16 protein-coding genes and 2 pseudogenes are annotated in these 20493 nt (G+C 67.6%); 6 read left to right on the forward strand and 12 right to left on the reverse strand.

Translation table 11 applies throughout. The features are described 5' to 3' along the window. Window positions 1–36: 36 nt before the first annotated feature. A pseudogene (locus tag ACFC8N_RS43415) lies at window positions 37–927 on the reverse strand (penicillin acylase family protein); the annotation flags it as partial. A 203-nt stretch (window positions 928–1130) separates the two neighbouring features. Here ACFC8N_RS43415 and ACFC8N_RS43420 point away from each other — a divergent pair. After that, on the forward strand, window positions 1131–1430 hold the full coding sequence (locus ACFC8N_RS43420) for a hypothetical protein (RefSeq protein WP_376295213.1): 300 nt from the start codon (window positions 1131–1133) through the stop codon (window positions 1428–1430). 41 nt (window positions 1431–1471) lie between these two features. Here ACFC8N_RS43420 and ACFC8N_RS43425 read toward each other — a convergent pair whose 3' ends face one another. Then, entirely contained in the window at window positions 1472–1912 is a 441-nt protein-coding gene (locus ACFC8N_RS43425) for a DUF6262 family protein (protein ID WP_376295214.1), read from the reverse strand. A 259-nt stretch (window positions 1913–2171) separates the two neighbouring features. On the opposite strand from ACFC8N_RS43425, the gene ACFC8N_RS43430 reads away from it, so the two are divergent. Continuing rightward, window positions 2172–2843: a class I SAM-dependent methyltransferase gene (locus ACFC8N_RS43430; protein ID WP_376295215.1), complete on the forward strand. Its 672-nt coding sequence runs from the start codon at window positions 2172–2174 to the stop codon at window positions 2841–2843. Between the two features lie 71 nt (window positions 2844–2914). Here ACFC8N_RS43430 and ACFC8N_RS43435 read toward each other — a convergent pair whose 3' ends face one another. From ACFC8N_RS43435 to ACFC8N_RS43465, 7 genes are all read right to left on the reverse strand, one after another. Then, window positions 2915–5410, reverse strand: coding sequence for a tyrosine-type recombinase/integrase (locus ACFC8N_RS43435; protein ID WP_376295217.1), 2496 nt, complete (start codon window positions 5408–5410; stop codon window positions 2915–2917). Continuing rightward, window positions 5407–6648, reverse strand: a complete 1242-nt coding sequence (locus ACFC8N_RS43440) for a tyrosine-type recombinase/integrase (RefSeq protein WP_376295251.1) — start codon at window positions 6646–6648, stop codon at window positions 5407–5409. The genes ACFC8N_RS43435 and ACFC8N_RS43440 overlap by 4 nt, the downstream gene beginning before the upstream one ends. 214 nt (window positions 6649–6862) lie before the next feature. Next, window positions 6863–8770 (reverse strand): tyrosine-type recombinase/integrase, encoded by a 1908-nt coding sequence (locus ACFC8N_RS43445; RefSeq protein ID WP_376295218.1) that lies wholly within the window; start codon window positions 8768–8770, stop codon window positions 6863–6865. Continuing rightward, window positions 8767–9885: a tyrosine-type recombinase/integrase gene (locus tag ACFC8N_RS43450; protein ID WP_376295219.1), complete on the reverse strand. Its 1119-nt coding sequence runs from the start codon at window positions 9883–9885 to the stop codon at window positions 8767–8769. The genes ACFC8N_RS43445 and ACFC8N_RS43450 overlap by 4 nt, the downstream gene beginning before the upstream one ends. 78 nt (window positions 9886–9963) lie before the next feature. Then, window positions 9964–10347 (reverse strand): hypothetical protein, encoded by a 384-nt coding sequence (locus ACFC8N_RS43455; RefSeq protein ID WP_376295221.1) that lies wholly within the window; start codon window positions 10345–10347, stop codon window positions 9964–9966. Window positions 10348–10391: 44 nt separating this feature from the next. Continuing rightward, window positions 10392–10592 carry a galactosyltransferase-related protein gene (locus ACFC8N_RS43460; protein WP_376295222.1) on the reverse strand — a complete coding sequence of 67 codons (201 nt, stop codon included), beginning with the start codon at window positions 10590–10592 and terminating at the stop codon, window positions 10392–10394. Window positions 10593–10691: 99 nt separating this feature from the next. Beyond that, window positions 10692–11174 carry a hypothetical protein gene (locus ACFC8N_RS43465; RefSeq protein ID WP_376295223.1) on the reverse strand — a complete coding sequence of 161 codons (483 nt, stop codon included), beginning with the start codon at window positions 11172–11174 and terminating at the stop codon, window positions 10692–10694. A gap of 333 nt (window positions 11175–11507) precedes the next feature. Between ACFC8N_RS43465 and ACFC8N_RS43470 the strand changes: the two genes are divergently transcribed. Continuing rightward, window positions 11508–11633 carry a hypothetical protein gene (locus ACFC8N_RS43470; RefSeq protein WP_356036656.1) on the forward strand — a complete coding sequence of 42 codons (126 nt, stop codon included), beginning with the start codon at window positions 11508–11510 and terminating at the stop codon, window positions 11631–11633. 165 nt (window positions 11634–11798) lie between these two features. Here ACFC8N_RS43470 and ACFC8N_RS43475 read toward each other — a convergent pair whose 3' ends face one another. Then, on the reverse strand, window positions 11799–12329 hold the full coding sequence (locus ACFC8N_RS43475; RefSeq protein WP_356036657.1) for a hypothetical protein: 531 nt from the start codon (window positions 12327–12329) through the stop codon (window positions 11799–11801). 720 nt (window positions 12330–13049) lie between these two features. Between ACFC8N_RS43475 and ACFC8N_RS43480 the strand changes: the two genes are divergently transcribed. Continuing rightward, entirely contained in the window at window positions 13050–13541 is a 492-nt protein-coding gene (locus tag ACFC8N_RS43480; RefSeq protein WP_376295225.1) for a glycoside hydrolase family 75 protein, read from the forward strand. Window positions 13542–13951: 410 nt separating this feature from the next. Further along, complete coding sequence (locus ACFC8N_RS43485) at window positions 13952–14545, forward strand: cadmium resistance transporter (RefSeq protein WP_376295226.1); 594 nt, start codon at window positions 13952–13954, stop codon at window positions 14543–14545. A gap of 59 nt (window positions 14546–14604) precedes the next feature. Here ACFC8N_RS43485 and ACFC8N_RS43490 read toward each other — a convergent pair whose 3' ends face one another. Beyond that, the gene (locus tag ACFC8N_RS43490; protein ID WP_376295228.1) at window positions 14605–16377 is read right to left on the reverse strand and encodes a DUF1003 domain-containing protein; all 1773 of its coding nucleotides are present in this window, start codon (window positions 16375–16377) and stop codon (window positions 14605–14607) included. A gap of 353 nt (window positions 16378–16730) precedes the next feature. Further along, window positions 16731–16841: pseudogene (locus ACFC8N_RS43495) on the reverse strand (IS5/IS1182 family transposase); the annotation flags it as partial. A 182-nt stretch (window positions 16842–17023) separates the two neighbouring features. On the opposite strand from ACFC8N_RS43495, the gene ACFC8N_RS43500 reads away from it, so the two are divergent. Then, the gene (locus ACFC8N_RS43500) at window positions 17024–20335 is read left to right on the forward strand and encodes a GH92 family glycosyl hydrolase (protein WP_376295229.1); all 3312 of its coding nucleotides are present in this window, start codon (window positions 17024–17026) and stop codon (window positions 20333–20335) included. The last annotated feature ends 158 nt before the right edge of the window (window positions 20336–20493 follow it).

Genomic DNA, 20493 nt, shown 5'->3' on the forward strand with positions numbered 1-20493 from the left:
TCCCGCCCGGAGACGTTCCCGAGCGGGACCGCACGGTCAGTGTTCGCTCACGCGGACCACCCGGAGCGCGGGCGAGGACAGCACGTCCCGCTCGCAGAACCGGGCCGTCACCCACTTCTCACCGGAGAACAGCCGGGTCTGGTCGCTGAAGTGGGACGAGTTCGGATTCGAGGACTGGGAGTACGTCAGCAGCGTACGGGCCACCGGGCACCCGCTGCCGTCCCAGCCGACGGCCTGGATGTGGCTGGAGCCCGTCGTCACCTCCGTGTAGCCGCCCTGCGCCGCGTTCCACACCCCCTCGACCTTGTTCCACACGCCGAGCCGCTCCGAGCCGCCGGGCACGGGGATGCGCTCGCCGCCGCGCACCACGAACTGGTGCTCCCCGAGCGGGGCGTCGAGGGCGATGCCCGCCGTCCGCAGCTCCCGCACCGTGTCCGCGAGCGCCGTGGCGAAGGCGGGCGCGGCGGTGTCCAGGGTGTTCGGGGTGTGCACCGGGTCCGCCGCCGAGAACGGCACCCTCCACAGCCGCTCGGCCGGCACCGCGGCCGTCAGCTTGCGCCAGAACCGGTCGAAGAGCAGGGCGCCCCGGATACCGGTGCTCATGGTCCGGTCCCAGGCGCCGAGCACCGGACAGGCCGCACCGACGTCGACCTTCGTGCCGTCGCTGGCCGTCGCGGTGCCGCCGGGCAGCGCGGCACAGGCCCGGGACGCGTCACCCGCGGCCAGGTCTCCCGCGGGCGCCCGGTTCGTGAACTCCTGGTCCTGGAGGTCACGGACGGTCAGCCCGCCCCGCTGCGCGAGCGCCGCCACCTGCTCGATCGCGCCGCGGGTGCGCAGCGAGCGCGCGGTCCCGACGTCGCCGAAGATCCGCTCGTACCCCGTCAGCGGCCGGTCGGCGTTCGCCAGCCAGGCGCTGTTGGTGGAGTTGTCCAAGGTAGGGAGCGTGGAGAAAGGCGCTAGTCAACCTGGCTGTTAACCCTGGATGTGTAGACCTCTCCGCACTACTCGCACCGCCGACGCAGCTGCCCATCCCAGACAAGATCAGCTCCAAGGAGATCCGCCAGCTACAGGACATCGCCGCCAGCCTGCAGAGTTGGGATAACACCCACGGCGGCGGCCTGATCGGACAGTTGGCCACGAACTTGATTCAGTGGGCCACCAGCCTTCTGTCGGCCGACTGCCCGCCGTGGGATCGCGTATACGCGTTCTTCCGCCGCTGGCGCGACCACGGCTTTGTCAAGGAGTTCCACGACCGGCTATGTACGCAGGTCCGCGAGGAGGCGGGCCGCGACGCGGAGCCGACGGCCGCAGTGATCGACTCGCAGTCGGTGAAGGCGGACGGGGTCGTCGGCTCCGACAGCCGCGGCTTCGAGGGCGGCAAGCTGATCAACGGCCGTTATCTTGAGCTGCCGCGACTTGCGGCCTGCTGACCTGGGGCGATGTGTGGTGGACGGTGTCCTCAAGGCTCCCGTCAGCAGGGCCCGATGACAGCGGAAGATTTCTTCTTCGGCGTGTCGCGGTGTCGGTCCGGCAGGTCGGCGGTGCGTCGTTCCCCGAGCGCGAGGGCGAGTGCCTCGCGCAACTCCCTGTTCTCGGCCTCCAGTTGCTGGTTGCGCTTGGTGGCCGCCTCCAGGCGTCGCAGCAGGGAAGCGTCGGAGGCTCGTTGCCGGTCAGGAACAGGCCGCGTTGCGGGGACGCGGTGGCGGGCTCGGAGGCGTTCGATCTCGGATCTCAGGTCTGGCTGGTTGTAGAGCCAGGAACGGGAGACGCCCGCTTCGCGGGCGACGGTCTCGAAGGTGATCGCGGCGCCGGTGGCGTCCATGCGACACAGGGCTGCGACCGCCCGTCGGCGGGTCGCCATGGACCGGCGACGGGCCGCGGCGACGATGAGGTGGGAGTTGTCAGCCGACATCCGCGGTCTCCTCTCCCTCGTCCCGGCCGTCTTCCAGCTCGCCGATCATGCGGTCGAGGTTGTCGGCGACCTGCTGGTTCATCTCGGCGACGCGGGTGTGCCCGCAGCCGGTGGCGTTGTCGATCAGCGTCAGGGTGCGGGTGCGCTGTTCCTTTAGTTCTGGCAGGAACTCGGGGCCAGTGAGGAAGACCGGGCAGGTCAGGCAGGCTTCTCTGAACTAGGAGGTCCGCCCGTTTGGGCTGTTGGGTAGCCTGCAGTCGTGGGGATAGAACCGAACACCGACGGCTGGCTGGAAGACACACGGACGTCTTACGACACCGTGGCTGCTGGTTATGCAGACCTGACGCGTCACCTCCTGGATGAAACACCCGAGGAGCGCGCTGTCCTGGCGTTGTTCGCCGACCTGGTGCGCGCCCAGGGTGGGGGGCCGGTTGCTGACGTGGGATGTGGGACGGGGAGGATCACTGCTCACCTGCATCAGCTGGGCGTGGACGTGTTCGGGATCGACATTTCGCCCGGGATGATCGAGGTGGCCCGGCGTGACTACCCCGGTCTCCGGTTCGATCTCGGCTCCATGACCGACCTCGCCCTCGCCGACGCCTCGATGACTGGCCTGGTCGCCTGGTACTCGCTGATCCACGTCCCCGACGACGAGATCAGCTCGGTCTTCGCGCACTTCCAGCGCGTGCTTCAGCCTGGTGGGCCGCTGCTACTCAGCTTCCACGTCGGTGATGAGTCGCAGTTGAAGACCCAGGGCTATGGCGGGCACCCGATGAAGGTCTATGTCCATCGGCGGCAGCACAGCCAACTGATTGCATGGCTCAACGATGCTGGCTTCGCCGTCGAGTCGCACAGAACTCTCACCTCAGCCGAAAGCAAGCTCGGGGGGATAATTCTCGCGCACCGCCAGGCTATCGACCCAGAGAAGTGAGTCGCTCGCTTGGAGAAACGGCACTCCTCTGAACTTCTTGCGTCAGGGCTCGTGTTGTCTGGTCATGGCGGTCAGTTCGGTTCTGGTGGAGGGAGTTGGCGGGGGGTGATGTTGGGGCCGGTGACCGCGGGAATGCCCAGGTCGACGGTGCCGTGGCTGGTGGGGCGACGGTCGAGCTGGGTGAGTTTCTCCACTGCTCCGGCGAGACTCACCTGGAGTCCTTCGACTTCGCCGAGCCAGCCTTCCCGCTCGGCCTCGCCAATGCGGGCGATGAGGTTGTCGCGGATGTCGACGAGCCGTGCCCGTTGGGCCGGATCTGGTCGGAGGAGTGAGCATCTGACACAAGCGTGCTCATGGACGCACGGGGTTCCGAAGGCGCGTGCGCAAGTGCCGATGGACACCTTTCGTTTCTCGAAGTGGGCCAGGAAAGCGTCCCATTCCTCGTCTGTCGGGGTTCGATACTCTTCGCTGGGGCGGGAGGTTCGTCGTCGGCTGATGAACGCGCGGTGGGCCTCGATCGTCTCGGCGGGATAAACCGCTTTGTACCCCATTGTCGTATCAATGCGCCTGTGCCCGCATATCACTTGGGCAATATGCGGCGGTAGTCCGTTCATGATGGCGTCCGTGACGAAGATCCTTCGGAAGTCATGGGGCGAGAAGGTGAGAACCTCGCCGTCGGCGTTGGTCAGGCCGGTGACGGCCAGGGCATTGATCAGCAGTTTTCGGATCGCGGTCGGTGTGAACGCGCGGTGCTCGGAGCCGATGTCGCGCTGGAACAGCAGCGGCATCGGTGGGTTCCAGACCTTCTCACGGACGTCGTAGGAGGCCACCAGCGGGAGCCCCCCGCTGGGTCCGCGCAGGCGGCTGATGATGCTGCTGAGGACGTCGGCGAGTTCCGGGCTGACCAGCAGGAGTCGTTCGGTGTCGGTCTTGGACGGGGCGATCTGCAGTAGTGGCACGACTTCGCCGGTGGACGGGAGCCGGTACTGGGTGACGCTGTGGTGCGTCAGCTCCAGGAGTTCCTCGTTGCGGATGCCGGTCAGGCGGAGGACCTCGATCGCAGCGAACGCCCAAAACGCTTCCTCTTCCTCGTAGGTCAGGTTCCGCCGCCGTCCGCCGGACGTCTCTTCGGCCCAGGTGAGGTGACCTGCAGCCTTGGGCGCGATGGCTCTGCGTAGTGCCCCGTCGGTGCCGGGGATCATGGCCCCGGGCTCAGTGCTCTTCGCCGCCCGGAGCAGGTTGGCGGCTGCGCGTCGCCGACGATCGGCGGTGCTGACCAGCACGGGTAGGACAGGCAGCCGCTCGCGTGTGCGCTGGTCCATCCGGGCCTTGCGCCGCTTGCGGTCCTTCGCCTTGTGGATCTCGTCATCGCGGATCGGGCAGGGCACGGCCCATGGCCCCCAGCGGGCTGGTTCCTCTGCCGCCCACTGCGCAATGTCGAGGTAGAACGCCCGGACTCGCATGAGCTCGTCCTTGGCATTGAGTCGCGGGCTGGAAACCTCGACGCTCTTCCCATCGAGCCCGGTGACGGTGCGCTTCTTGACCCTCAGCTCCGCTTTCCACTCGCGGACCACTGCCGGCGGCAGCCGCAGCGAATCGGTCCCCGGCGCCAGGGCTTCGATCCGGGCCCAGAACAAGCCCGCCAGAGTGCGTGAGATCGCGTCCAGGCTGGCGAAGTCCAGGGAGGGCTGCCGCTCTCGCAGGTAGTCGACGATCAGGTCTCGGACTGGCCGGCACTGGAGCCGGTAGCGGTCCACCAGTTCGTCGATGCTCAGCTGGCCCAGGGCAAGCCCGAAAGCCCGGATCGTGGCCGGGGCGTCCTCGGGGAAGATCCCCAGGGCCCGCAATCGCAGATAGAAATCGACCTTCTTCTGCCCGCCGCGGGCATGTACTTGGCGCTGGGCATCGACGAGTTCCACGCAGTCGCCGACCGTGATGTCGCGGATCAGCCCGCCCTTGCAGGCCAGCATGGTCGCGATGCGTGTCGCGGCGATCTGGGCGTCCTTGCGCGAGCTTGTCGGCCCGGACTCGGCCAGCTTGCGCAGTCGCGCAAACCCTTCGGGATCCCGCGCCTCGGCCATGACGGAGGCGAGATATCGATGCGTGCGGGTGAGCATCCACGGCAGACCAGGACGGATGACGTCTCCGCAGATCAGCATGAGCAGTCCCGAGGACAGGTCCTCACGGTCATACGACGGCGAGGTGCCGTGCTCGCGCAGCCAACGCAACGGAAGCTCCACCCAGGCGGCTCCAGGGAGCTCCTCCGCGCCGCTGGACGCCCACCGCTGTTGCCACGTCTCTCCAGGCTGATTCGACAGCCAGCGCAGCAGCTTGGCCACACCTCGTCGACGACCGGCTCGGGTGGCGTTGACCGTCGGAAGAAATGGCGGCGCCGTCAGGCGCCGCAGCGTCTCCTCCGATGGCCGTGCGGTGTGCGGCCACCGCGGCTCGGCCAGCCGGGCCGGAAAACGCGCCCGCAACTGGCTGTTCCTCGTCTGGGCCTGCTCCTCCGTCGCGTTCGAGACCTCCAACGGCTTGCGAGTCACGTGCTTGGCGACGGCGGTCACGACAGCCGGCCGAACAAGACGTCCAGCGACGCCGGGTTGTAGCCCGGCGCCGGAGGCGGCGGCACCGGCTGGCTGTACTCACGGGCCTGCCGCGCGTGGTGGGCCAATACTCCGGCCACGACCTCGTCCTTGCGTGGCGTCAGATACAGCTCCGTGGCGGACAAATGCGCATGTCCGAGGACCCATTGCACGTCGGCCAACGTCAGCTTCGGGTCGCGCACCATCCGGGCGGCCGCACTGTGTCGCAGGTCGTGAAGGGTCCAGTCAGCGCCGAGCGAGGCGTTGACCCGCTCGAACATCCGGTGGGCACCGTGATAGGTCAGCGGCCGTAGCGGACATCTCCGTGTCCACCACACCGGCTGCGTACGACCACGTGGCACCTGACCGTGTACCTCCTGCTGATAGAGGCGCAACCACACGAATGCGTCCGCCGACGCCGGCACTTGCTGCACCGCCCGCGTGCCCTTACGGACCACACTGATCAACTGCTGGCCGGGGTCGACATCACGTTGACGGACACCGATCAGTTCCGAGGCGCGTACCCCGGTGGAGATCCAGAACGCGATCAGGGCCCGATCGCGGTTCGAGGGCAGCGCGGCGAACAGCGCGTTGAACCACTCGTCGGGAATCGAGCGCGGGATCCGTCGCGGAATGCTGGGCCTGTAGCGCCCCACCCGCTCTGGCTTCCAGCCGTCCATCGGGTTGTGGTGGGCGTGTGGTCGGCCGGAGCGACGCGAGAGATCCAACGGGAACGGGTTGAGCAGCGGGCCGGACCCCGCGTCGCGGTGGATGTCGTAGAAGCGTCGTAACACCGTCTCGCTGTGCGCGACGGTGGCCGGCGCGTAACCGGGCCCGGCCGACGGCTTCCCCGTCACAGGGTTCGGCGCGTTGGCCGCCTGTACTGGCTGCTGAGTCGAAGTCTGCGCTCGCTTTGGCTTGACCGTCAGCTGAATCCAGCGGCTGAAGTCCCTGGCCTCTGCCCGGGTCGCTCGGTCCCAAGAAATGCCCACTGCCTGCAGGAACCGCCACCACCGGAGCACATCCATTCCGTAGGAACGGACCGTCGACGGGGCTTTCCCGGCTGCCAACAGCTCCTGGAAGTAGACAGTGACCGCTTCCTCGACCACACCATTGGGGTTAACGAGCCGATAGGGCTCGTACCGATCGCCGGTCTCCACCAGGCGGCCCCACCGAGGAACCACCAACGTCGCCAGATCCCGCTCGGGGACATCGTCCATCACGACCGGTGACCGTAGCGACCGCAGGCCGCATGTGCCCCCTGAACTGCTCAATCCCCACTGTTCGTTCAGTCAACGGGGCGTTCGCATGCGGGCAGGTCTTCTGGACGGGCAGCCCGCAGTAGCCGTTGGGCAGAGTTTGGGTGGCGACGCCGTAGCGGGTCTTGGCCCACTGGGCCTGACCGAGCGGCCCGTCGCCGTCGAGCGCGACGCGCTAGCCCTTGATGTTGACCTTCATCGCCGCTTCCCAGCGGCGCCGGACGGTCTGGTCGGTGATCCGCGCGTAATGGGCGGTCATCCGTGACGATTCGTGGTCGAGGAGAACGCGTACGACTTCCTGAGGGACGTCACGATTGATCAGTCGGCAGGCGAAGGTGTGCCGCCACTGATGGGGCGTCAAGTGGACGGGCCGGCCGTGCTCGTCGCGGATGTCGCAGGTGGCCAGCCAGCGGCGGAGCATCTGCCGGTAACTGCCGTCGGACATCCGCAGCCGTCCCGAGGCGTTCGCGTGCGGTCGGGGGAAGAGGACGCCGGTGCCCTGGGGCCAGCGTTGAAGCACGCGCTGCTGATGGTCACGGATGGCCTGCTCGAGCTCCTCGTCGATCGGAACGGCCGCCTCGCGCTTCATCTTGGTGTTGAAATACCGCAGGTAGGGGGCGCCTTGACCGTCGTGGAGGAGGCAGTCGAAGTCCAGGCAGATGACGCTGGAGATCCGCAGACCGCCGCGGATGAGGATGAGCGTGATCAGGCGACCGGACGGATTGTCCCAGCGATCCAGGTTCGCCTCGGACTCGACCTGGGCCATGACGTGCTCGGCCAGCCGTCGGGAGACCGTGGCGGCCGGCTCCGGTGGGATGTCGCCGGGATAGAACGCGGCGGTGCCCTGCAGGGAGTCGTCCCAGCGGTGTTGCCGGATGGCCTGGAAGAACAGGTTCAGGCTGCTGATCCGGCCCTTCTTCAGCCCGTGTCCGCCCGGTTGGGAGACGACGTGGGTGAGGTGACGCTCCAGCAGCGGACGGTCGATGTCGGCGAGACGGTCGACGCCGATGTGCGCCAGGAAGCCGCCGAAGCAGACCAGCGCGTCCAGTCCGGTATGCGCCGCGGTGGTGCTCAGCCCGCTGGTCAGCCTCAGCCGCAGCCACCGTTTGGCCAGGTCACGCAACCACGGCTGGTCGATCCGCTCGAAGTGCAGGCGAACGCGTGGTCGAGGGACGGTGGCGGTGGCCGGGGTGGTGATGCCCGGCAGTCGCTCCAGCCGCCACACATCCCGCGAATACTCGCTCTCCCAGCCCGCGCCGTCGCGCAGGACCTCGACGGCGTCGCGAACCTCGATCAGGAACAGCACCGGCTCCCGGACCCGGCCCGAAGCCGCGTCGTGCCGCCATGTCTCTTCGGCGAGGTCGAGCAGGGAGGAGACGCCAGCGGCTCGGGCGAGCCGGATGGCCTGCATGACGATGCGGGGCGGTGTCGTGCGGCGGTGGGCGTCGGCCCGGCACTGCAGCCCGTACTGAAATTCCAGCCTCAGCTGACGGGGCAGGTTACGCAGATCGATGTGCGCGGTGCCAGTCAACTCGCAGTCTGTGGCGAACCGTTCAGGATCTGGGCAGCCGGCGTTCGCCCACCGCTCGTGGTGGCTGCGGCAGAAGATCTTCTGCGGGCCCTCCGCCCACAGGGTGCAGAACGACAGTCGGCACTCGGCCGCTGTGGCACCAGGCGCGACCAGATTCGGCGCATCCCAGACGTCCGGACTGGGCCGTCCGGCCCGAACCCACCGGTCGTAGTGCTTGCCGCAAAACCCTTTCCCGAAGTTCCCGTAACGGCAACCGGCGATCGTGCAGACCATCAGGGCCTGGCGCCCACGAACGGGAAGTCCGGGATCGGCGAGGAACTCCTTCATGTCCGGACGGCCGCGGTGGCGCCAGCGGATCACGTGCCCGTTGCAGAGCCCCCGCATGCTGACGATGCGGTCGCAGTCGGCAACGGCGCAGGCCGGGGCGACGAACACCGGGTCGTCGGGGGCCGGACGGTAGATCTCGGTGCGGAACTCGGCCCGGACTGCGGCCAGGAGCTTCTCCAGCAGTCCGGCCCGGCCGTGCCCGGCAGGCAGGGCATGAGGTGTCACAGCCGCACCTCCCGTCCGGTGAACCAGCCCGCGTTCTCCAGGGCGCGCCGGGCGTCCTCGACGGTGAGGTGACCGTAGGTGTCGATCGTGGTGCTGATCGAGGCGTGTCCGAGGAGTTCCTTGACGTTCTCCATGCCGGCCCCGCGACGCAGCAGCCAGGTGGCATAGGTGTGGCGGTATTGGTGGGGCTCGAACTCGATGCCGGTGGTCTTCCGAAGCCGTCTGACCAGGTCATAGACGGCCGGGTAGGCCCAGGGGTGGCCGTGTGGCTCGGCGAAGAGGTTCACGAAGACGTAGTCGGAGTCCAGGGCGCCGTACTCGCGGTGCAAGTAGTCGGAGTGCAACCGCATCAATTCCGCGCTGGCCGGGATGGTTCGCGTTCGGCCAGCCTTGGCGCGGGCCCGGTTGTCGTTCTGCCGCGGCACCACGATCACCTGCTTCTCGGCGATCGCGATGTCGTCGTGCCGCAGGCCCAGGGCCTCGCCGATACGGACCCCGGTGTCGAGGAGCAGGGCGAACAGCAGCCGGTCTCGCAGGTGTTCGCAGCCATCGAGGATCTTCTGGGCCTGGGCGGCGGTCAGGACACGGGGACGCTTGCGGCCGGACTTGAGCTTGATGGTCCTGGTCCGCTCGGGCCTGCCGGAGGCGATGTGCTGCAAGAACGGCTTGTAGGAGGTGGCCGACGAGCGGTGCCGCCCGGCCGGACGCATCGTCACCAGCAGTTCGGCGACCTCGATGCCGCTGCGGGCATGGAACTCGTAGAACGTGCTGACCGCGGCGAGCTTGCGGTTCACGCTGGAGGCTGTGCAGTGGTGCTCGACCGTCGGTAGCACCGCCACTGCCCCGTTCCGGGCCATGGGCGGCAGCCGCAGCCAGGCCACGAAGGCGGCCACCGCCTCCAGATCGACCGCTTTCCAGTCCAGGTCGCGGCCGACGAGGTAGACCCACCAGTCCTTCAGGTCGTGGGCATACGCCTTGACGGTGTTCGGCGACCGCTCGATCGCCGTCAGGTAGGCCAGGAACGACTCCACCGGATCGACCGGCCGTAGATCATGCCCCAGCAGCGTCCACGACTCCGTCGTCGACCCGGATGTCAGCACCCTCTGTACGCGCATCGCGTATCCACCCCTTCCGTGTTGGACGGCGGCAGATAACCGCATCTACCACGGGAGTTGGGGGAACTTCAGAGTGCTTCACGCACATGAAGGACACGCTCGCGTGGGCTCAAGATAACGGCCTCGCACCTTCTTCCCACCGTCCCACCCGGACGTCGAGCGCGGAATGTTCGCCGCTGCCCGCAGTGACTGCGAGTCCACAACGGCGGCCGTCGGGTCCGGCGAACGGCCGTCCTTCTGACGCACCTGGTTGCGCAGCCGGTCGTGGAGCTCGGCAAGCAAGCCTGTCACCTGCCAGCGGCGGGTGAACGCGTGCACCCGCCGGTACGGCTGGACAGCTGGCAGCGGGTCGTCCGACGCCGGCACGCGCACGACGAGAAGGCCGGTCAGGTCCGCCGTCGCCGGCCCGCTGTCGAACCGGCGGTAGACGTCGACGTAGTCGCCCTCCTGGAACGGGTCCATGCCCGGTACTAGACGCTCCAGTGCCGAGGCATCCTCGTGCTTGTCTACGAAGCGGCGGAGGTTGGCCTTCCAGCCGGCGAACGCTCGGCTGTCATCGTGCGGTCATGGTGCAGGTGCGCGCCCGAGGCGGCGCGAGAGTAAGCCCATCGCGCACCGTGCCCGGCGAGCCGGTAGGCAAACTCCTGGTCCTCGAGGCCCCAGCCGACGAACGACTCGTCGAATCCGGTCGGCGCGGCCCGCTCCAAAAACCACCGGTCGACCGGATCGAATCTGGAGCCTGACCTGGGCGGACATGGGTGTGGCCGCCTGGAGAGCGCTTCTGCAGGCAGTGGGGTTCTGGCTGGTTAGTGGGGCGCGGGCTGGAGGTCGAGGCCCTGTTTGAGGTGGGGGAGACCGAGCTTGGCGAGCAGGTCTCGCCGGGGCTTGGTGAGGCCGGTGACCTGGTGGAAGGTGCCAGTGAAGGTCCTGGCGTGGAGGCGTTGGAGCTCGCGGTGGGTCTGGTCCAGGTCGTCCCGGCCTGGGTCGCGACGATGCGGATGAGGATGAGGGCGAGCCAGCAGAGGAATCCGTGGGCGCGGATGCGTTCTCCGAGCCGGTGGTAGACGCCGCTGGTCGGTCATCTGCTTCATGTCGCGCCAACCGCACTCGACTTCCAGGATCCGCTCGTACCCCAGGGCGATGGCCTCGGCGCTGAGGTGGGGGTCGGAGCAGCGCACGAGGTACTTGACGTCGAGGTTCTCCTCCGACTTGATCCTGGTGTTGTCGATGCGGAGCTTGCCAGGGGGACCCGGTTGCTTCGTCCGACTGCAGCCTGTCGAAGTGGGCACCCACCAGCCGAAGGAGTCTGTCGGGCTAGCTCCTGGGCAGACGACGCAACGGCCCGTGCAAGGCCCTGTTCGAGTGCGTCAAGAGCATGGCGAGCCCGCGATGCGCTCGAACAGGATCCTGCCGCACCAGCCGAGCACGATGAAGCAAGTAGTTACGACGATGCAATCTGATGCGCAGCTCGGCCGGGTGCGCCGGGCAGTTTCCGCGCCGATGGCAGAAGAATTCCCTGCTGATTGCCATGATGAGGCCGGGACCATGACAGGGCTGGCGCACTCTTGACGTACACCAAACACAGCAGAACTCTGCGACTTGAAAGGCTGTAGGTGCCTGGGATGAACCACCCCCACGACATGGCCGCTCCGCTCCTGGCCGGCGGAGGGCTCCGGATCGTTCTCGTCGTCGCGATCGTGGGCATCGCGGTGACCGCGGTGCTGTTGCTGCGCGGTTACCGCAAGTAGAGGTGTCTTCGCTCAGGCCCTGCATGGCAGAGCCTGCCCGTTCCCACCAACTGAGTTGCCGATGCCGTCCGACCTGTTGCCGACGCTCCAGCAGCCGGGAGACGGCTGAACTCGTTGCTCCCGCCGCCCGGTCCGGCGTGCGGCGGGAGCCGCTGGGGCGAGGGGTCAGCTCAGGCCGACGGCCTGCAGGGCGGTGGTCCAGTCGGTGGCGATGGCCTGCTGTGCCGGGGTGAGCTGGATCGTTCCTGCACAGACCGCCTTGTACAGCTTGTACTCGACGGTGTCCTTGTCAGCGGAGGTGTAGCCGCCGACGTCGTAGCGGGGTTCGGGCCACAGGTTCTGCTCGCTGGTCGGGTTGCCGCCCAGCGACAGGGGTATGAGGTGGTCTTCCTCGTAGTCGGCGGTGCTGGTGTCGCTGTAGCCGTACTCGGCGATCTGCTTCACCTTCAGGGCGTTGGTGTAGCTCGTGGGCGGGCGGATCGAGGAGCTGTAGCCCGAGACGCAGATCGTGGAGTCGATCGTGGACTGGCTGACCGCGGAGTTGAGCGCGCCGGGCTGGCAGGCGGCGTCCTGCAGCGGCAGGTAGGACTGCGAGCAGCTGGCTGCCTGGGCGGTGCCGGTAGTGGTGACGATCAAGCCACCGGTGGCCAGGGCCACGGACGATACGACGACGGCGAGTTGGCGCATGTGGGACATGGGGCCTCCCGAGTGGTCGAAGGGGCACTCCGGCGGATCGTCAAAGTGTCAATTACATGACAACACTGATTCATCTATGCGGGTAGATCCGTGAAGTGAACAGCCCATTGCCGACAGGTAACCCTGACGACCAGTTGACGACGAGTCACCTTGGAGTCCCGGCAGTCGACGCGCAGGCGGCGTTCTCCGTCGCCCGGCTCGGGCGCGATGACCGAGCTGAGCCGGCCGGACATCGAACACTTCGGCGTTCTCCAGCGGCAGTTCATGTTGAGGGCCTCGCCGACATCACAGGCCCGCAGGGGGCCACCGGCACCGTTGAAGACGGCGCGGATGCGAGGACTTGCTGCAACACCCGCGGACGCCACTCCCGCCTTTCGGGCGTCAATGGCCGATGAGCAACGGTCAGTTATCATCACGTAAGCCGCAAAATGCGACAAAAGATGTCTGCCCTTCAGAGACAGGGCCCATCGTCGACACAGCACCAGTCAAGGGAGCAGCACGCCCATGCTCACTTCCCCTGCCCGTCACGTCGTCGTGGCCGCACTCGCTCTCGCCTCACTCGGTGCAACGAGCACACCCTCGGCCGCCTCGCACGCACAACCGCGCGCAGCCTTGGCCGCCGACAGATTGCCGTCCGCCCAGGACCTACTCGATGCAGCTCGGAGTTGCCGACGGGTGTCCCACGGAACATTCCGGGCCTCCCTGCCCGGCCATGCTGACGTGCCTGTCTGTCGGGCCGGCAACGCGTACATCTGGCGCTCCAGCATGAGCATCGACTGCGACGGGCGGACCGCCGCGCAATGCAACCGCAGCACCGACGGCGACGCCTTCGCCCCCGAGACCGCCTTTCACCAGTCCGACGGGCGTCCCTTCAACGCAGCAACTACGCCCTACGTGGTCCTTCCCCGACCGGACAACCCCACCTGGAGCTATCGTGACGCCGGCATTAGCCCGGGGGACGTGGCGGCCGTCATTTACAACGGACACGTCGAGTACGCCGTCTTCGCCGATGTCGGACCCCGACAGCAGATCGGAGAAGCGTCCTACGCCACCGCTGCGGCCCTGGGTATCGACCCCGACCCCGGTAACGGCGGCACCCGCGGCGACGTCACCTACGTCCTCTTCCCCCACACCCGGCCCAACCCCGTCGAAAGTCACTATCAGGCCGTCCAGAGGGGGCGAGCAGCCGCCGCGCAACTGGTCAGCCGTTGAAAGCAAGGCGCTGGCTCAGCTTCGCCGCGGCGGTGGGGCAGCCGAAAGAGCGGCCCCCTGCTGGGCTGGTGGTCGGAGCGGCACAGGCGAGTGAGCACAGAGAGCGCGGAATGCCAGGTGCCGGGGCGGAGTTCGCCGCTGCCGTCTCCCGGCGGCGGGCCACAGAACTGTCTCGCCCCGAGCCCGGGCGCGACTCCAGCCACGGTTTCACCGGAATCCTCGCGTCGGAGAGGGTGCAGGGCGGTTTACCACCCAGCCAGCGCCGAGCGCGACGGGCACGGCTGATGGGAGCAGGAGGACGAGTCGGTGGCCGCCGACCTCTGGTTTGGGCCACACTTGTTCTCCGGTATCCGCGTCGTCGCGAGTAAGGGCAAGCTTCCGGGCCGGGCCCGTCGGAGGTGAGCGGCATCGTGGCAACCGTACTTACGGCGGCGGGGCTGTTCGCCGGGACCAACATCGACGATCTGGTCGTGTTGGCGGTGCTGTTCTCATCGGGCCGGGCCACCGGCGCGCTCAAGCCGTGGCAGATCTGGGCTGGGCAGGCCACTGGATTCGCCGTCCTGGTCGGTGCCTCGGCGATCGCCGCGCTCGCCTTGGATGTTGTCCCCGGCACGTGGGCCGGCCTGCTCGGCCTCATCCCTCTGGGCATGGGTGCCCTGGGGCTGGTCAAGGCCGCACGGGCCCGCCAGTCCGGCGAGCAGGTCTCCGCGGCGCCAGCCACCGGGCTGGTGTCGGTCAGTGCCCTCACCCTCATCAACGGAGCCGACAACCTGACCGTCTACCCCCCGGTCTTCCGCACTGTCGGCACGGATCCGGCCCTGATCGCGATCACCGTGTTCGCTGCCGGGATAGTGGTTTGGTGCTTGGTCGGCTCGTGGCTCGGAGGCCACGAGAACGTCATCGAGATCATCCGCCACTGGGGACACTGGATCGTCCCGGCGGTCTTCGTCGCCATCGGTGTCACCATCCTGCTCGGTTCCGGCGCCCTCACCCATGTCCTCTGAACTCGTCCGGGCCTTGGCGGACCTGACGGGCCATCTGGTCGCGCTGCGGGCACTCACGATTACGACGGGAACTCCCCGAGCGCGAAAGCCGGTGTGAATCCGGGCCGACTCTGACTGGATTGACTGGATCGATCGGGTTGTGCGGCCTTGGCAACGGCTTCCATGGCTGCGGCCTCGTGGGGTGTGCGGGGTCGGGCGCCGAAGCCGAAGAAGCCGCCCTCATTGTTCGCGTCGGCGACAGCCGCGGCGATCTCCATCAGGAACGCGCGGAAGTCGGCCAGTTCCGCAGGCGCGGTCCGTGCGATGACGGCGGTGGCAGAGCGTATCGCGTGCAATGCCGGCGCCTCGTAGTCGGCGTACTTGGTGCCCGCCTTGAGTCCGGTGTCGAACGTCGAGGTCGCGGCGAGTTCGCGAATGAGGCGCCGGGGATAGGTGAAGCCGGCTTCCCGCAACAGATGGACCAGTGCGTCGATCTCCTCGGGGTCGACATCGCCCTCGGCGAGCGACACCAGTACCCCTGAGGCCATCAGCGCCCTCTGCAACAACGCCCATTCCTCAGCGGTGAAGTCCGACTCGCCCGCCCCGTCGATGCTTGTGCCGGTGCGGAGAATCTGGAAGCCGATGTCGGCCAGCACGGAAGGAAGGTACCTGACGGCTTCCACGGCCTGCGCCCGCTCCTGGTCGGACAGCTCATCCCACGGCACCAGGTCGCCCTGCTGGTCGTTGCAATGTTGCCCGTGCAGCTGGTGCTCGTACTCGAGCCGGGCCAACACCAGGGACTCCCGATCGTCGAAGGTGACGATCGGGGCTGAGTCCTGTTCCGTCCCGGAGGCCGGGAACATCAGGCAGCCGATCGCGGTCAGCCGCTCGCCGACCTGCCGCGCCCGGTGGCGGCCGGCATGCCTCAATTCCTCCGGCAGCTCGTTCCAGGCGCGCAACGGGGGGCGTCCGCCCGGCTCTTCGTGCCCGTCGGTGGGCGTCTGTGTCCTGCTGTGATGGAGGGCTTGCGCGAGGTGCTCCGTGACCTGGGCGGAGGTGTAGTTCGTGAGGCTGTCGATGATGCGGTCCTGCACCACCAGGCGCTCCTTCATCCGGCGGCACTCGTGCAGGATGGCCTCGGCGTCCAGGAACGTCTGCTCGGAGCGGCGGTCGGCAGCCAGGCCCAGCACTTTCTGCCCCACCATGATCACAATCATGAAGATGAGCTGGGCGAAAGTGGACAGGAAGGTCATGAAGGCGAAGGGGTACGGATCGAACCGTTGCAGGCCGGACTCGGCCATCCCGATCCAGACCATCTGTGTTCCGACAGCAAAGTAGAAAGCACCCATGCTGCCCAGCCGCTGCGTCAACCAGGCGGCGATCCGGCCGTTGAGGCCCACGACGTGGTCGATGGCCTGCGGCGCCGGCTGGACTCGATGCTTGTGGATCCAAGGGTGCGGACTCGATTCGAGCAGGCTCACCCCGCGGCCGAGCGCACGGTCGTGCCGGTCCAGATGCGCCTGCAGGTCCGCCACCCGCGCAAAGATCGCCTCGGCGCTCTCATACGTCTGCACCGCCCGGCGGTCAGCGGCCACACCCAGCACACGCTGACCCACCAGGATCACCGCACACAGGACAAGCTGCACCACGTTGTTCAGGAACAGCAAAAACCCGAACGGGTACGGGTCGACCCGGTGCAGCGGGCCCCAGGTCGCCAGGGCCATCCACCCGCCAGAGACGATCAGCGCGAGATACAGGGCGGGCATCGAGCCCACACCCCGCGTCAGCGCGGCCGCGATAGCCCCGTTGACCCCCACCCGCTCGTCGGCAACCGTGACCGGCTGGCGCGACATGCCGGCCCCCCTTCCGGCTTCACTCACAGGCGCTCCCCGAGACAGATCCAAAGCTTGCCGCCGAAGCCGTCACCTGACGACGCACCGCCTGCGGGGCCGACCGGCCTCTGGACGCACCAGCCCGAACAGACGTAAGCACCTCAGCACAGCCACACCTACCCATAATCACACCCGCATATGACTTACCGTCACCTGAAGCAGGCCTTCTCGACGGCGCGGCCCTGGCAGGCTTCACCGCCGCGACCTGCCGGGCCGGGTGAACTTCGGTGACTTCAGGCGGGAGTGCAGGCCGAGTTGCCGCATGTCCCCCCGAAGGCGGCCAGTGAGAGCCGAAGCTACGCGAGGCACCGCCTTCATCGGAGCAGCCGGCGGTAGCAGACGAGGGCGGCGGCTGCGCCGAGGCAGACCAGGCAGTTGCGGGGATGTCGCACATAGCGGAGTAACAGGCGGCGGTAGCCGGTCAGCCGACCATGCAGGACACAACAACAAGAAGGCATGACATGTCTCGAACAAAGTGACTAATCGTCACCGAAAACGTTGTCGCTTACCCAATGTCCCTCACCGCGCTAAACCGTCCGGCAGTGCGGCCCATTGTGTGGGCTGTTCAGCCGGATTGCAGTCACCGCTCCAGGAAGGAGCCTCGGGCATGGCACACGGCCCTCACAGACGTTTCGCGTTTGCGTTCATCTCGGCCGTCGGAGCACTGAGCACGATCATCGCGGGTGCAGCAGTCAGTTCGGCGGCCGCGGCTTCCCCAAGGGCCGCCCTGGTTGGGGATCCGGCGTCGCTGGTCAACCCACTCCTCGACACAGGTGATGGTGGTGCGGGCGGAAGCGTGAACAGCTTCCCGGGGCCGGATGTGCCCTTCGGGATGGTCCAGTTCGGTCCGGACACCTCCCCCCACCGGCAGGACGGCGGAGGCTACTACTACGGCGACAGTCAGATTCAGGGGTTCAGCCTGACCCACCTCGACGGTCCCGGATGCAAGGCGTTCGGCGATGTGCCGATCCTGCCGACGGTGGGCGCACTGCCGTCCCGTCCGGGCTCGGCGACCGTACCGTTCAGCCACTCAGCCGAATCCGCGTCGGCGGGATACTACGAGGTGCAGACCGGCTCACCGGCGGTGAAGACCGAGCTGACCACCTCCGCGCGCAGCGCGCTCGGCCGCTTCACCTTCCCTGCCACGACACAGGCGAATCTGCTGCTGAAGCTGGCTGGCTCGCAGGCGGGCAACTCGGCCACGGACGCCCAGGTGATCGGCGACAACGAGGTGCAAGGCACCGTCAGCAGCGGGCACTTCTGCGGCGGCCCGGACACCTACACCGTCAACGTCGACATCACCTTCGACCACTCCTTCACCGCGCACGGCACCTGGAGCGGCTCAACCATCACACCCGGCAGCCAGCAGGTGCGCGCCAAGGCCACCAAGCCCGCCGCCGTTCGCGACGGGAGCAAGGGTGGGGCCAGCCCCGCGCAGCCGCATCCGACCTACCCAGGTACGGCACCGACCGGGCGGTCTCTCAAGTCGGCCGTCTCGGGACCGGATGGCGTCTACCTGACGTTCGATACCACCCAGAACCAGAGGGTGCAGGCCAAGGTGGGTATCTCCTTCGTGAGCACGGCCAACGCCGCCCGCAACGCGCACACCACGCCCGGCTTCGGCTTCGACGCCATGCATGCCGCGGCGGTAGCCGACTGGAACAAGGAGCTGTCCAGGCTCCAGATCGGTGGAGGGTCGACAGACCGGCAGCAGGTGTTCTACACGGCCTTGTACCACTCCCTGCTGCACCCGAACATCTTCTCGGACGCCAACGGCCAGTACATGGGCTTCGACAACAAGGTCCACACCATCCAGCCCGGGCACGTGCAGATGGCCAACTACTCCGGCTGGGACATCTACCGCTCCCAGGCCCAGCTCGAAGCCCTGGTCGATCCGCAGGCGGCCTCCGATTCGGCGCAGTCGATGGTCAACGACGCCGCGCAGAACAACGGGATGCTGCCCAAGTGGGCGCTCGCGAACGGCGAGTCGTACGTGATGAACGGCGACCCTGCCGACGGCATCCTCGGCGGCTACTACGCCTTCGGCGCAAGGAAGTTCGATACCCGGAGCGCCCTGTCCTACGCGCTGGCCGAGGCCGACAAGCCGAGCCTCATCCGGCCAGGGCTGAACTACTACACCTCGCTCGGCTACCTGCCCTCCGACGGCACCTACGGCTGCTGCAACTTCTACGGCTCAGCCTCCACCACGCTCGAGTACGCGGGGGCCGATTTCGAGCTCGCCCACTTCGCCTCCGCCCTGGGCGACAGGGCGGACGCCGACAGGCTCACCCGGCGATCGCAGAACTGGCAGAACCTGTTCAACCCGGCCACCGGCCTGATCCAGCCCAAGACCGCCTCCGGCACGTGGGCGCCCGTCACCCCCACCACCCAGAGCAACTATGTCGAAGGCAACGCCTCCCAGTACCGGTGGGAGGTCGGCTGGAACGAGGCCGGGCTGTTCAACGCCCTGGGCGGCAACAAGGCCGTGAACCCGACCCTGGACACCTTCTGGACCCACCTCAACGACGGACCCGGCTCCCCCTACTCCTTCTGGGACAACCAGTTCGAGTACGCCTACCCCTGGAACTACGACTTCACCGGCCAGCCCTACAAGACGCAAGCCCTGGTCCACCGCATCCGCACCCAGCTGTACCTGGACTCGCCCCAGCACAGCGAAGGCGACAACGACGACCTCGGCGCCACCGCCTCCATGGGCGTGCTGACCATGCTCGGCTTCTTCCCCGAGTACACCTCCACCGCTGACGTCACCCTCAACAGCCCCGAATTCCCCCTGGAGATCATCCACCTGGCAGGCGGGCGCACCCTCACCTTCAACGCGCCCCATGCGTCCGCCAGCAACATCTACATCCAGTCCATGCAATTGAACGGTAAGGCGTACACCAAGCCGTGGCTGCCCGGCTCAATCTTCACCACCGGCGCCACCGTCGCCTTCACCCTCGGCTCCACCCCCAACACCAGCTGGGGGTCCCGCCCGCAGGACGCACCCCCCTCCTACAAGCAGGGTGAACTGCCCGCACTGGGATACGTCTCCAGCCAAGCGGAGGCCATCCCTACGAGCAGCAGCACCAGGGCCGCCCTCGGGGCCCGCGAGGTCACCGGCACCAGGCAGAGCGTCACCTGGAGCGCCACCGCATCCAGCGGGGTCACGGTCAGCCCCGACCACGGCACCCTGTCCACGGCTCCCGGATCGGACGGCACCGAGCCGATCACCCTCACCGCCGGCCCCGCCGAAGGCCGCTACCAGGTGACCTTCCACATGAAGACCGCAGGCGGCACGAAGCTGCCCGACGTCTCGATGAGCCTGGCAGTGGCCAGAAGGGGCGAGCTGTGGCCGTACGAGACCTACGAAGGCATCTACCCCGACGGAAGCACCTTCCGAAGCGGCTTCAACGGCGGCGCCTTCGCCTACTCCCAGGACGCACTCACCGCGGCCGGCTCACCAAGCGGGGGCACGGTGACCTCGCACGGCATCACCTACACCTGGCCCATCACCGCGGCGGGCCGACCCGACCACATCACCATGGCCGGCCAGACCATCCCGCTCGACGCCCCCGCAGGAGCCACGACGCTGGGACTGCTCGGCGCGGCCACCAACGCACGTGCAACAGGGGCCCACGGCCAACTCGTCATCCACTACACCGACGGCAGCACCTCCACCGCGACCATCGGCCTCGCCGACTGGACACTCGGCGCCGGAAAGTATCCGCCGATCCCCGGCGACACCGAGGCGATCACCACCCCGTACCGCGACACAAGCAGCGGCGGCAAGGACGCGACTGCCGCCCATGTCTACGCCATCACCGTCCCGCTCGATCCGGGCAAGCAGGTCGCATCGATCACTCTCCCGTCGATGACCGGGGGAACGGGCAGCCTGTTCGCCCTCGGCTACCAAAGCTGACCGCTCCGAAGCAAAATGCGATAGATCCACATAATTGGGCGACGGTGTCGGTTCCCGGTACGGCTTGCGTACCGGGAACCGAACAGAGATCCGTCCACCTATGCTCCGCCGGTGCGGGACAACCCGACCTCCTGCACCGGCAGCCCCGCTCCCTGTTC

This window comes from Streptomyces sp. NPDC055966 (genome assembly GCF_042269865.1).
Lineage (GTDB): Bacteria > Actinomycetota > Actinomycetes > Streptomycetales > Streptomycetaceae > Streptomyces.

Excerpts from the sequence above, each read along its gene's own strand:
- ACFC8N_RS43425 (WP_376295214.1), bottom strand. The coding sequence starts at position 1,912 with ATGTCGGCTGACAACTCCCACCTCATCGTCGCCGCGGCCCGTCGCCGG.
- ACFC8N_RS43440 (WP_376295251.1), bottom strand. The coding sequence starts at position 6,648 with ATGGACGATGTCCCCGAGCGGGATCTGGCGACGTTGGTGGTTCCTCGG.
- ACFC8N_RS43450 (WP_376295219.1), bottom strand. The coding sequence starts at position 9,885 with ATGCGCGTACAGAGGGTGCTGACATCCGGGTCGACGACGGAGTCGTGG.
- ACFC8N_RS43455 (WP_376295221.1), bottom strand. The coding sequence starts at position 10,347 with ATGGACCCGTTCCAGGAGGGCGACTACGTCGACGTCTACCGCCGGTTC.
- ACFC8N_RS43470 (WP_356036656.1), top strand. The coding sequence starts at position 11,508 with ATGAACCACCCCCACGACATGGCCGCTCCGCTCCTGGCCGGCGGAGGG.
- ACFC8N_RS43475 (WP_356036657.1), bottom strand. The coding sequence starts at position 12,329 with ATGTCCCACATGCGCCAACTCGCCGTCGTCGTATCGTCCGTGGCCCTG.
- ACFC8N_RS43490 (WP_376295228.1), bottom strand. The coding sequence starts at position 16,377 with ATGTCGCGCCAGCCGGTCACGGTTGCCGACGAGCGGGTGGGGGTCAAC.
- ACFC8N_RS43500 (WP_376295229.1), top strand. The coding sequence starts at position 17,024 with ATGGCACACGGCCCTCACAGACGTTTCGCGTTTGCGTTCATCTCGGCC.